At 41.3% G+C, this 12,369-nt stretch carries 13 protein-coding genes, 1 other RNA gene and 1 pseudogene; 14 read left to right on the forward strand and 1 reads right to left on the reverse strand.

Annotated features, from left to right (window positions below; all coding sequences use genetic code 11):
- Positions 1-57 precede the first annotated feature (57 nt).
- Positions 58-1,452, reverse strand: coding sequence for an ISNCY family transposase (locus tag BS63_RS0103320; RefSeq protein WP_028798431.1), 1,395 nt, complete (start codon positions 1,450-1,452; stop codon positions 58-60).
- A 141-nt stretch (positions 1,453-1,593) separates the two neighbouring features.
- Between BS63_RS0103320 and ffs the strand changes: the two genes are divergently transcribed.
- The 14 genes and pseudogenes from ffs to BS63_RS0103390 all read left to right on the forward strand — a co-directional run bounded on the left by ffs (position 1,594) and on the right by BS63_RS0103390 (position 12,368).
- An RNA gene (ffs, locus tag BS63_RS1000000111690) (signal recognition particle sRNA small type) lies at positions 1,594-1,691 on the forward strand.
- A 158-nt stretch (positions 1,692-1,849) separates the two neighbouring features.
- Complete coding sequence (locus tag BS63_RS1000000112040; protein ID WP_019771180.1) at positions 1,850-1,948, forward strand: type I toxin-antitoxin system Fst family toxin; 99 nt, start codon at positions 1,850-1,852, stop codon at positions 1,946-1,948.
- 519 nt (positions 1,949-2,467) lie between these two features.
- Positions 2,468-3,817, forward strand: a complete 1,350-nt coding sequence (locus BS63_RS0103330; RefSeq protein ID WP_002961708.1) for a glucose-6-phosphate isomerase — start codon at positions 2,468-2,470, stop codon at positions 3,815-3,817.
- Between the two features lie 159 nt (positions 3,818-3,976).
- Positions 3,977-4,777 (forward strand): SDR family oxidoreductase, encoded by an 801-nt coding sequence (locus tag BS63_RS0103335; protein ID WP_002961706.1) that lies wholly within the window; start codon positions 3,977-3,979, stop codon positions 4,775-4,777.
- Positions 4,778-4,799: 22 nt separating this feature from the next.
- The gene (locus BS63_RS0103340; RefSeq protein WP_028798432.1) at positions 4,800-6,665 is read left to right on the forward strand and encodes a BglG family transcription antiterminator; all 1,866 of its coding nucleotides are present in this window, start codon (positions 4,800-4,802) and stop codon (positions 6,663-6,665) included.
- Positions 6,665-7,138, forward strand: a complete 474-nt coding sequence (locus tag BS63_RS0103345) for a transcriptional regulator GutM (protein ID WP_002961701.1) — start codon at positions 6,665-6,667, stop codon at positions 7,136-7,138. Before BS63_RS0103340 ends, BS63_RS0103345 begins: the two co-directional genes overlap by 1 nt.
- A 66-nt stretch (positions 7,139-7,204) precedes the next feature.
- Positions 7,205-7,753 (forward strand): PTS glucitol/sorbitol transporter subunit IIC, encoded by a 549-nt coding sequence (gene srlA / locus BS63_RS0103350; protein ID WP_002961700.1) that lies wholly within the window; start codon positions 7,205-7,207, stop codon positions 7,751-7,753.
- 20 nt (positions 7,754-7,773) lie between these two features.
- Positions 7,774-8,772 carry a PTS glucitol/sorbitol transporter subunit IIB gene (gene srlE / locus BS63_RS0103355; protein WP_002961699.1) on the forward strand — a complete coding sequence of 333 codons (999 nt, stop codon included), beginning with the start codon at positions 7,774-7,776 and terminating at the stop codon, positions 8,770-8,772.
- Between the two features lie 27 nt (positions 8,773-8,799).
- On the forward strand, positions 8,800-9,168 hold the full coding sequence (locus BS63_RS0103360) for a PTS glucitol/sorbitol transporter subunit IIA (RefSeq protein WP_002961696.1): 369 nt from the start codon (positions 8,800-8,802) through the stop codon (positions 9,166-9,168).
- A 184-nt stretch (positions 9,169-9,352) separates the two neighbouring features.
- On the forward strand, positions 9,353-9,871 hold the full coding sequence (locus tag BS63_RS1000000112255) for an HTH domain-containing protein (RefSeq protein WP_231910491.1): 519 nt from the start codon (positions 9,353-9,355) through the stop codon (positions 9,869-9,871).
- A gap of 209 nt (positions 9,872-10,080) precedes the next feature.
- Positions 10,081-10,365, forward strand: coding sequence for a hypothetical protein (locus BS63_RS1000000112260; RefSeq protein ID WP_231910490.1), 285 nt, complete (start codon positions 10,081-10,083; stop codon positions 10,363-10,365).
- Between the two features lie 38 nt (positions 10,366-10,403).
- A complete protein-coding gene (locus BS63_RS1000000111295) occupies positions 10,404-11,249 on the forward strand; it encodes a PTS sugar transporter subunit IIA (protein WP_231910505.1) in 846 nt (281 codons plus the stop codon).
- Positions 11,207-11,937: pseudogene (locus tag BS63_RS1000000111300) on the forward strand (PTS transporter subunit IIC); the annotation flags it as partial. The gene BS63_RS1000000111295 and the pseudogene BS63_RS1000000111300, both read left to right, overlap by 43 nt.
- 32 nt (positions 11,938-11,969) lie before the next feature.
- Complete coding sequence (locus BS63_RS0103390) at positions 11,970-12,368, forward strand: hypothetical protein (RefSeq protein ID WP_002961694.1); 399 nt, start codon at positions 11,970-11,972, stop codon at positions 12,366-12,368.
- Position 12,369 lies beyond the last annotated feature (1 nt).

Consider the following 12,369-nt stretch of genomic DNA (forward strand, 5'->3'; position numbering starts at 1 on the left):
TGTCAATCGAAAATGACTTTGTCCCGTCAAAATCAAGTTGATAGGAGAAAAAATCTGCTATAATTGTAGGCGAGAAGCCTTGTTCTTCTCAGCTTGAAATTCTTCATAGGATTTTCCAATCTTATGAAGATATTGTTTGAAAGATGCAAGTTTCCACGGGTGTGATTGTGGAGGAATATACTTGCGTCTTTCTTTTTTCTTTTCTTGGGCTGGTTCAAATTCATCTGAATGGCGTTCGTGTTCCTGTAAAGGCCTAGTAGCATAAGTCTTGTCAGCGATATTGAGGTAGATGTCACCGTTAAAAGCCTCAATAACCAAGGCTTTCGTTTTTCGGGCAAAGAAGACTTCCTTGTCTCCCTCAGTGGGTAAGTAAAACTTGTTTTGATAACGAATATGGTGCCCACTATCAATCACTCTTTCACTCACCCTAGCTAGAAGTAGATTCCTCTGAGCAGGCTTAGGAGCCTCCTCAAAAACGGATAAGCTTGCTTTGGCTCCGAACTGCTTGTTAAACCGCTTGATCCAGCCTTTTAGGTAACGGTTGGCTTGGTCAATGCTTGTGATACCATGCCTTTGGAGGTCAATCGGAAGGCGGGACTGCAGGGTCTGATTGAGCCTTTCGACTCGCCCCTTGGCTTGTGGAATAGATGAGGTCTTGATGGCGATGCCCAGCTGATGGCAGGCGTAGCCAAATTGCGTGAAGGTGTCCTCTTCCATCTTTTTGGACTGTTTAGAGACATAAGTGAAGACTGTTCGCTTATCGGTCAGGAACTGAAAAGGGATGCCTTGGGTTGCAAGAATCTGTTCCAAAACATGGTAGTAGCCCTTCAGGGTTTCTTGGGTGTCAAAGTAAGCCCCGACAATATCACCAGAGGCATCATCAATGGCGACGTGAAGATGGGTTTCCTCTTGTCCAAACCAAAAGAATTGACTGGCATCCATTTGGATAAGCTCGCCTCTATATTTTTTTCTAGCCCGACTAGGATGGGCTTTCTCTGGTTCTTCTAAGAAGTCGCTAGCAGTAGGGAGGAGTGGCTCTTCTTTAGCTTGCTTGCGTTTCTTAGCCTCTTTTTTTAAGCGTTTCTTGGTTTTTCGTTGTGTCTTAGGTGAGAGAAACCCAGCTTGATAGAGGAGCTTTCTCACGGTAGTATCGGAGTAACAGATGCCGTCTTCCTCAGCTAGGAGCTCACAAAAATGAACAACATTAGGTCTCATAGCTCCATAGTCTCGATATTTCCCAATAATTCTTTCTTTGATTTCTGGAGGCATAGTGTGGGCTGGCTGTTTCTGCCTATTCCCATGGATAAAAGCCTGCTTACCCTTATTCTGATAGGCAATGACTAGGCGATTCACCTGCCTTTTGGATATGCCAAGCTCCACACAGGCCCTATTCTTTGTTTTCTTTCCGTCACAGACTGCTTTAATAGTGATATATTTCTTAGTCTCAGTCATGGTTAGCTCATTTTTCCTCATCATTCTAGTTTAACAGATGGGACATTTTCTCCTTCGACCTAACTAAGACATTATCACTTTCGAATGATACTTTTTTGAAAAGGGAAAAGTAAGGCTTGGCTTCTTTTTCATTTTATGTTATAATGGCGGTGGAGCAACAGTTCTGCGTGAAGTGGGTCAGGGGAGGAATCCAGCAGCCCTAAGCGAGTGTGGATTGTGTGCTCTTTTTGCGTATAGAAAATAAACCCTATGAAATCAAGGTTTCACAGTTTTTTTGTTAGGTCGGATATTGAAAAAGGGGAAAAAAAATTCAAATTGAGATAATAGCTCTTTAGTGAATATGCTATAATATTTTTTGACACAAACGACACCGCCTTGGAAAGGGGTGAGTTGTCCTATGTGGCAAGAAATTTTCATAAATATCGTCGCACCAATTATTGTTGGGGTAGTGCTTGCACTATTTTCTAAATGGCTAAATAAGAAAGATGACGATTGAGTGCCATTAGCTCGGAACTTGGTAGTCGCAACCAAGTAAAAAAGCCTCCTACTTTGTGGACGATGTAGGGGGCTTTTCCGTTGCCTATGTGTAGGCAAGAAATTCTCATTCGCAAGTCTATTTTATCGAAGTTTGGAAGGTTTGTCAAATTTATTGTTATTAGGATTTGCTAACTTCAAGCACCCCTTAATCTTGAAAAACTGCCCCTAGAATTTTGGCCTAATTTGGGCAAAACGAGGACCTCAAGGACTAGTTTCCTGACTTCCCTGGCATGGGGTTAAGTTCGCTAAGAAGGAGCTTCTTTTTGTCTGACAAGAGCAATGTTGCACTAGAAGGGGTTCCTTTTGTCTATTAAGTAAGCAAGGGCTTTTTCGTGAGGTCACCTCCATGGCCTTTGGTGAGGGGGTGGCCCTACTTTTCGTCCTTGTTACCGGTTTCCTTTTTTCGCTAAAAAGGTTGAAAAATCACTAATAAAAGAGTAAACTGTATAGGAATATTGTTTAAAAAGGGAGTACCATAATGGGACATATTAAATTTGATTATTCAAAAGTTCTAGATAAGTTCATCGCAGCTCATGAAATTGATTACATGCAGCCACAAGTAACTGCACTTGATAAGGTTTTACGTGATGGTTCAGGTCAAGGTGGTGAAATGACTGGTTGGCTTAATCTGCCAGAGAACTACGATAAGGAAGAGTTTGCCCGTATCCAAAAGGCTGCTGCCAAGATTCAATCTGACAGCCAGGTCCTTGTTGTTATTGGTATTGGAGGTTCTTACCTCGGTGCCCGTGCAGCTATTGATTTTTTGAATAATTCCTTTGTCAACTTGCAAGCGGCTGATAAGCGTAAGGCTCCACAAATTCTTTATGCTGGAAATTCAATTTCTTCAAACTACTTGGCTGATTTGGTTGACTATGTTGCTGACAAAGATTTTTCAGTCAATGTCATTTCTAAATCTGGGACAACAACTGAGCCGGCTATTGCCTTCCGTGTTTTTAAAGAGCTCTTGGTTAAAAAATATGGTCAAGAAGAAGCTAACAAGCGGATTTATGCAACAACAGATCGTGCTAAGGGAGCGGTCAAGGTTGAAGCAGATGCTAATGATTGGGAAACCTTCGTCGTTCCAGATAGCGTCGGTGGTCGTTTCACCGTCTTGACACCAGTTGGCCTTTTGCCAATTGCTGCTTCAGGAGCTGACATCACTAAGTTGATGGAGGGAGCCAATGCAGCTCGGAAGGCCTATTCATCAGATAAAATTGCTGAAAATGAAGCCTACCAATATGCTGTTATTCGCAATATCCTTTATAGAAAGGGTTATGTGACTGAAATCTTAGCCAACTATGAACCATCTTTGCAATACTTTAGCGAATGGTGGAAACAGTTGGCTGGCGAATCAGAAGGTAAGGATCAAAAGGGAATCTACCCAACCTCAGCTAACTTTTCGACAGACCTACATTCACTGGGTCAATTTATTCAAGAAGGAATGCGGAACCTTTTTGAAACCGTTGTTCGTGTTGAAAAACCTCGCAAGAATATTACAGTTCCAGAAATGGCTGAAGATTTAGATGGTCTTGGTTACCTACAAGGTAAGGATGTCGACTTCGTCAATAAAAAAGCGACTGATGGCGTTCTCTTAGCCCACACAGACGGCGGTGTTCCTAATACCTTCCTGACCATCCCAGAGCAAGATGAGTACACACTCGGCTACACGATTTACTTCTTTGAATTGGCAATCGGTCTATCTGGTTACCTCAATGGTGTCAATCCGTTCAACCAGCCAGGTGTTGAAGCCTACAAGAAGAACATGTTTGCCCTACTCGGTAAACCAGGCTTTGAAGATTTGGGTGCTGAATTAAATGCTCGTCTTTAAGATGAATGCTCAATAATACTCAAGCAGTTCCTTAACAGGTCCTGCTTTTTTTGTTAAGAATTAGTGTACGGTTTTTTTTCTGACTCCTAAAAAAAGTGTCTTAATTATTTTTGTAAGCGTTTTATAATAAAACTAGAAAAATTACAAAGGAGCAGACAAATGAAAGATTGGTTAAATATCGCAGGAAAAACTGTTATTGTGACAGGGGCTTCATCGGGTATTGGTCAGGCTATTGTTAAAGAATTGCTTGACTTAGAAGTTAATGTGGTCAACTTTGATATTGCAAACAATGACTTAGAACATGAACATTATCTTTTTGTAAAAGTTGATGTCACTTCCCGTCAAGAAGTTGAAGCCGGTGTAGCAGCTGTAGTTGAGCGTTTTGGTACAGTTGATGCTGTTGTCAATAATGCCGGAATAAATGTTCCCCGTCTTCTAGTTGACCCTAAGGACCCTCACGGTCAGTATGAATTAGATGATGCTATCTTTGAGAAAATTACCATGATTAATCAAAAAGGTGTTTTCTTAGTCAGCCAAGCCGTCGGTCGCCTCCTAGTTGCTAAAAAACAAGGGGTTATCATCAATATGGCCTCCGAAGCAGGTCTGGAAGGATCCGAAGGCCAGAGCGCCTATGCGGCAACCAAGGCAGCTGTCTATAGTTATACACGTTCCTGGGCCAAGGAACTTGGTAAGCATGGTGTTAGAGTTGTCGGAATTGCTCCAGGAATCATGGAAGCAACCGGCTTGAGAACGCTTGCATACGAAGAAGCCCTTGGTTATACTAGAGGGAAAACGGTGGATGATATACGAGCAGGCTATGCTTCAACAAGCACTACCCCACTCGGTCGTAGTGGTAAGTTGAGCGAGGTAGCTGATTTAGTCGCTTATTATATTTCGGATCGTTCCAGTTATATAACTGGGATTACAACCAATGTAGCTGGAGGTAAGACACGTGGATAGGTAAATAGAAAGGGGAGAGAAAGTGGCAGTCGTTAATCGCTGGTATCAAATCTTAAATACCTTGGTGGCTCAGCACCATGTTTCACTAGATGAAATGCTGGGAATTCTTGAGGTCAGCCCTCAGACCCTCCAAAACAGCATTGAGCAATTAAATGATATTTTAGATCGAGATGTCCAAATTAGACAAGAAGATAGTATGCTCTACCTGGATGTGCTTGATTATGCCCGTTTAGAGGAGATTTTATCGGGAAAGTTGAGAAGGGAAACAGACTTCAACTCTTCCAGTAAAAGAGTTGCTTATCTTATTAAGCGCCTTTTACAGGCCAACCAGCCCTTGCTGATTGATGATTTGGCAGAAGATATGGGGGTCAGTCGTTCAACAATCAATAAGGATTTAAAAAAAGTTAAACGTCTGGCCAGTGACTATCAGATTAACATCACAGGGACACCTAATCGAGGCTTGGAGGCGATGGGGAAAGAGTTAGACTATAGACTTTTTTATACTGATGAAGTTTATGCTTACTTTGAGCTCAGCCATCTCCAAGACGAGACGCTCTTGTTTTTAGATCAGCTCCGCGAGAATTATTCTTTGCCAAAGAAAACCGAGGAACAGCTTAAAAAAGCTTTAGCCATTGGTATTTCTCGCATCAAACGTCAACGATTTTTATCTGAGGAAATTCCCTATTTCACTAATGAACTGAGAGAATCTGAGCTAATGGAGAAGCTGATTTACCACGTGGAATTGAATTATCAAATCTCCTTGAGTCAATACGAGCAGGACTTTCTCAGTTATCCTCTCAATCTTCAGTTTATTGATGGCCTGGTTTATAAGCCCTCTCCTTCGGACAATCTGGAGCGGATTTATCAGGCTATGATTAGTGAAGTCAAGGAGAAGCTTGATATTGATTTTGATCAAGAAAAACTCTTCCAAAATTTACAAACACATTTTAAATTCTTGCTCAATCGCTTGATTTTTCACGCTCAAGCTGGTGATATTTTTCATGGGGAGATACGGTTAAAATATCCTCTGGCTTATGAAATATCACGGGTGGCAGTTGAAAAGTTGCAGACCTACCTTCATCATTCGGTATCCCCTTCTGAAATCAGCTACCTAGCTCTTTATTTTGAATTGATTTTGAATGAGCGGAATCACGACTCTAGTAGCACCCGTCCGCAGATTGCTGTGGTTTGTACAACTGGACGGGGAACCGCTGCCATGATTAGTCGCCAGCTCAGGCGTGTTTTGGGCAATAACGTAGAGATTACTCAATTTTCTGAAGAGAGTTTTAATCCGCAAAATGATGACAACTACTTTGCTATTTTTACAACGATTCCCTTAAAATTGGAACAGCTGAAATCTCCAGTCATTAAAATCAGTAACCTTTTTGATGACCAGTGGTTGCGAGATGAGTGGCAGAAGGTCAACGCCTACCATCAGAGCCATCTGGAAACAGTTCAACTGAGATTTGTCAGATTGGCTCCCAGTCAATCCTATCTGTCCTATCTGGAAAGGATGTGTCAGTTACTTGAAGATGAAGGCTTGGTGGATGGTGCTTTTAAAAGTCGTATTTTAAACCGTGAGCAAAGGCAGTCAACCATTTTTGGGAATGATATTGCCTTTCCTCACGCCATTAATCAAGCTAGTTCGCAAACAATTTTAATCTTAGGCTTATTAGAGGAGACCTATCAAGCCGAAGATAAATCTGTTGATTTCATCTTCATGGTAGCCATTTCTGAGCAGCTAGATAATCAAACAGAGATAGAGCTTTTAGATCTCTACGATGATATTTTCCGCCTTGCCGGTAACCAGTCTGCCAAGAAGGACTTAAAACTGATCCAGACTCAGGAAGATTTTCTCGCTTTAGCCAAAAGTAAAGGAGTATTCTAATGAATTTTATCTACACTTTTGCGGTCTTTGTGGTACTTGCCTACATTGTACAAGTTATCTTAGGACTGCGACAGTTGAAACATTTTAACCGAGTTTACGCTAGATTACGGAAAAAAGGCCGGGTAGCAATTGGCCGCAATTCGGGTCGGATCAAGGCTGGAACAATCGTTATGTTTGCCATTGACGAAGAGGGTAAGGTTTTAGAGGGACAAAAGATGCAAGGGGTCACAGTAATGGCTAAGTTTAAGTCCATGCCAGCCTATCTTGGTCAGGACATCCACTATTTCGATCATTACAATCCTTTGGTTCGTCAAGAGAATAAATTGCTGCAGTTGGCTATTGAGGATGCTAGGGATGTCTTTTTAAAGACAGAGGCTGGTGTCTATCACGATGCTCCCCGAACCAGTCCATTTTCGGACCTTGGTTTGCGAGCCAGACTGCTCCTAGGCCATTTGAAAAAGCATAGTCAGTAAGTCCGAGTATTAAGCTAAATATTAAAAACTTGCTTATATAAGCAAAAGATAAAAAAGGAGTTTTTTATGAATTACGTTACAAAATTTGCTGAAGGCTTTATGAAGCTCTTTCAGTCGGGTGGTGAAACCTTTATGTCTTGGATGACAGGAATCGTTCCAGTTGTCCTCATGCTCTTAGTAGCCATGAATGCTCTTATTGCCCTTCTAGGTGAGGAGAGGGTTAATAAACTGGCAGCGATTTCTGCCAGCAACCCCATCAGCCGTTATATGATTCTGCCCTTTATTTCAGCCTTTATGCTGGGGAATCCGATGGCCATTAGTATGGGGCGTTTTATGCCAGAATACTATAAACCAAGTTATGTCGCCTCCCAGATGCAATTCTGCCATACCTCAAATGGGGTTTTTCCCCATATCAATCCAGGTGAACTCTTCGTTTGGTTAGGGATTGCTTCGGGAATCAAAACATTGGGATTGAGTCAGATGGACTTAGCCATCCGCTATTTGCTGGTAGGGCTGATCATGAACTTCTTTGCCGGCTGGATTACTGATTTTACAACCGCTTGGGTTTGTAAGCAACAAGGTCTGAGCTTGAGTAAGACCTTGAAAGATAGGTAGGAACGAGAAAGAGGTCTCTTATGAGTTACAAAAGTATAAAAGTTGTTAAAGGTAATGGTGGTTTTGGGGGTCCTTTGGTCATTACCCCAACGGATGAGAAGCATAAATTTATCTATATCACAGGTGGGGGTGAAAAGCCAGCCATTGTTGATAAAATCGTGGAATTGACTGGAATGGAGGCTGTTAATGGCTTTAAGACTTCGATTCCAGACGAGGAAATTGCCCTAGCTATTGTTGATTGCGGTGGAACCTTGCGCTGTGGTATTTATCCCAAGAAGGGGATTCCAACCATCAATATTGTGGCAACTGGTAAAAGTGGCCCCCTAGCCAAATACATTACGGAAGATATCTATGTATCAGCTGTTGACCTCGATCAAATCACTGCTACTGATGAAGTGGGGCAAGCCAGTCAACCTGTCTCTGCCAGTGCGGAAAGCAAATCAGCCAGCAGTTATGATACCAGTAAAAAAATTACAGAGCAAAGGGCTGAGACCAGCTTTGTTGCCCGGATTGGTATGGGAGCTGGTAAGGTCGTGGCTGTCTTTAATCAGGCCGCGCGTGATGCCATTCAAACCATGTTGAATACCATTCTCCCCTTCATGGCCTTCGTGTCACTCCTGATTGGTATCATTAATGGTTCCGGAATAGGAAATTGGATTGCCAAGCTGATGATTCCCCTAGCTGGTAATATTTGGGGCTTAATCCTAATTGGCTTTATCTGTTCACTCCCATTCTTATCTCCACTTTTAGGGCCAGGTGCCGTTATCTCCCAAATTATCGGTACCCTGATTGGTGTTGAAATTGGGAAGGGTCATATTCCTCCTCAAATGGCACTGCCAGCCCTATTTGCTATCAATACGCAAAATGGTTGTGACTTCATTCCAGTAGCCTTGGGTCTTTCAGAGGCAGAGGTCGAAACCGTTGAAGTCGGTGTACCATCTGTTCTTTATTCTCGATTCTTGAGTGGTGTACCTCGTGTTATCGTCGCTTGGGTTGCCAGCATCGGTTTGTATCAATAAGGAAAGTAAATTAGAAAAGAGGCTTGCATGGCGAAGATATTTGAAACAAAAGTACTGGTAGTTGGTCCAGAGGCTCAAGAAATGATTGATGGAGCGGATATGATGATCCTCTTTGGAGAAGGTGCCCCTCAGGACTTAGCGGAATACTGTTTCATGATTGATAATAAGGATTTAACTGGACCAATCCAAGTCGGTGGTCATTTAGTTGTTGACGGGCAAGTCTTTCCCATAACCTCCGTTGGTGATGTGGTTGAAAAAAATCTAATCAATCTAGGGCACATTACCATTTCCTTTGATGGGGATAGTGAGGGAAGCTTGCCTGGGACTCTGCATGTTTCCGCCCCTGATAAAATTCAACTGAGCCAGGGTTCGCTCATCCAGTTATTTAATGATTAAACAATTACAAATCAACAGACTTGAGACATTGCACTCAAGTCTTTTTTGATGTTTTAGTCTAAAGGGGAGATATTCCGACAACCTTTGGCAGGGTGGAGTTTTTTGCAAACTTTCTTTGAAAAAAGGTCTACTTTTTAATATGATGAAAGCGTTTTATAATTTAAATAGATGGGGGAAGAATGGTATGAAGGACAGAACACAGGACATCTTAAACCGCTTGTTAGACTCAGAAATTCCTCTACCAGTAAAGTACCTTTCAACCAAATTTAAGGTTGGTGAGAGGACGATTCGTAATGAGATAGGCATCATTAACGAGCTCTTGAGACAGTGCCAGTTACCTCCAGTGAGCTCTATCCGTTCTAAGGGAATGCAAGTAAATCTATCTAAAACCGATAGACAGGAACTAGTGGACTTTATAAGTCATCATTCGGGTTTCAAATATCTTAGTCGGGAAGAAAGAGTACTGGATTTAATTTTGGACATAGCCTTTGGGGATAAACCTGTCTTTTTAAAAAAGAAGGAGGACTGTTATCAGGTGTCAAAATCTTCTATTGATGAAGACATCAGGCAGGTAAGGAAAAAACTAGCCCACTATCAGGTGGAAGTCCTTAGCATACCTAAGCAAGGCCTCCAGTTCCAAGCCAAAGAACAGTTTATCAGAACCATGCTTTTTTTCAATTTTGAGTTCAGTCTTAGTGGATGAGGATCAAGGGAAAAAACAGCTTGTTTATAAGTATCTCGATAAAGAACGCTTGCACCATTTAGATGCTATCTATAGCAGTGTTATTTCTCAGGTTGAGGTGAGTCCCTATCGGATAAACTTTAACCTTTTGGCCTATATCTGGCTTGACCGGCTGAGTCGTGGTAGCTATAGTGCTCCTTCCACTCGAAACATGAACTATAAAGAAAAAAATGATTGTATTTACAATTATATCAATAGGGTCCTGGACGAATTTAGGCTTGGGGCAGATATGGAGGAGAAACATTACATTTATTTTTTACTTAATAGCCCTAAGTAAAGAAGAAAACTACCACCCCTCCAATTGGTTGGACCTTCAGCTGTTGATTATGCAGCTGATTCAGTTTATGGAAGAGGAAACAGGGATACCCTTCAACAAAAAGGAGGCTCAATTTCAAGAAGCCTTGTACAGCCATATGGTTGGTATGGTTGAGCGTATAAAAATGGTCTGCAGTTAGTAAATCCCCTTAAAGATAAAATCAAACAGACCTATGGTCTGGTTTATGATGTCCTTGAAAAATTTTTGAGAAGAGAACAGGAAAAGCTTGGCGGTACCATCACCGATGATGAGATTGCTTTTTTAACCATCCATTTTTCGACAGCCTTGAGTGAACTCAATCAGAATAATGAATATTGGTATCGGGCGATAGTAATTTGTAATCATGGTATAGCAACAGGTCGTTTACTAGCAGAGAACTTAAAAGAGTACTTCAATATAGAAGTTTTAGCGGTTCTAAGCAGTCGAGAAATTAACTTGGTTGAAAAATTTGACGTTGATCTAGTTTTTTCAACGGTCAAGCTAGACTATCAAGTCAAGCCTATTATGATTATGGATACCATCTTTTACGAGGAGACAAAGTTAATGGTTCATAATTTTTTAGAGACCAATCGTCAATATCAGAGAGTGATTGCTAGAAAAAGTGACTATACGGAAATGTTTCAAGTGCTGCTAAAGAAAATAGAAGCTAATTTTGGAGAGTTGACTAAAAATTTTTATAACGATTTAGAAATTCTATTTCGGAAGAATGGGCTAACAATTAATCAGAAGGAGGTACAGCCTATGATTCAAGATGTATTATCTGATGATAATATCTCATTTGAAAAGGGAGATTTTACATGGCAAGAAGCAATTCAAGAAGTCTCAAAGCCCCTATTGAAAAAGGAAATTATTACCGAAAATTATGTCCGAACGATGATAGAGGATGTGGAAAAGTACGGCCCCTATATAGTGATTGGCCCTCATCTGGCTTTGGCTCATGATCGGCCAGAAGACGGGGCAAAGCGATTGGGACTGAGTTTGGCCATTTTTGTACAATCGGTTACCTATTTGAAGCTGGTGTAGCAAAGATATTTGGAGAACGCGGAGATAAAAAGAAATCTATGGAAGATATTGAAATGCCTAAGGCCTTTGAATTTTTACAAGACACCTATCTCTCGGTAATGGTTGTTATGGTACCTCTTTATATTATTACGGCAGCTTTCGCAGGATCGGAAGCTGTTGATACGGGTAGTCAAAACTATTTGATGTACGCCTTCCTACAATCCATTCAATTTGTTGTTGGTATCTACGTCTTGCTGGCTGGCGTTCGACTTTTACTTGGAGAGATTGTTCCCGCTTTTCGTGGTATCGCCATGAAATTGGTTCCAGATGCCATTCCTGCCCTAGATTGCCCGTCTTCTTCCCTTACTCTCCCAATGCTGTGATACTAGTTTTTATTACTACAACAATTGGTACTATAGTAGCCATGTTTATCCTGCCCATCTTTGGCTTGGCCATGATTCTGCCAGGGATGTTGACTAATTTCTTTGCCGGCGGTACTGCTGGAATATTTGGTAATGCTGTCGGTGGACGTAGAGGAGCAATTATTGGAGGAATTGCACATGGATTCTTTATCACTCTTCTGCCAGCCCTTTTGGTTACAGCCTTTAGCTCGTTAGGTTTTGTCAATGCAACAGCGACTGATGTTGATACGGTTACGGCAGCTCTACTCTACTATTGGATTTTAAGCCCAATCTTTAAAATGTTTTAGTTAACCTAGCAGCTTAAGAAAGGAGGATAACTATGTTTAATTTTTTAAAGAAAAAGGCTAAACCTAGTTCAGATGATCAAATAGATCTACCCGAGTATAGTCAGGAAGAGTTAGAAAGCTTTAAACAGGAATTGGAATCCCTCTTGCATGTAAAAGAAGCCCATATGAAAGAAGCTGCTTATTTTGAAAAAATAGGTCTACTCTACGCCAAACTATCTCAAGATGAAGCTGCCATCAGTCATTTAGAAAAGAGCTTATCTCTTAAATTATCCATGGGAGATGGTTATAAGAAACTGATGTCACTTTACAATCGAAAAAGGAGGGAAGCAGCTAAGTCCCAGGATGATGAGTTGATTGAGTATTATATGGGAAAAATGGATGACATGCGAAATATTGCTAAAAAAGTGACTCTAACAGCTAAGGAGGAATAAC

It is taken from the genome of Streptococcus sobrinus DSM 20742 = ATCC 33478, from assembly GCF_000686605.1.
In the GTDB taxonomy this organism is placed as follows: domain Bacteria; phylum Bacillota; class Bacilli; order Lactobacillales; family Streptococcaceae; genus Streptococcus; species Streptococcus sobrinus.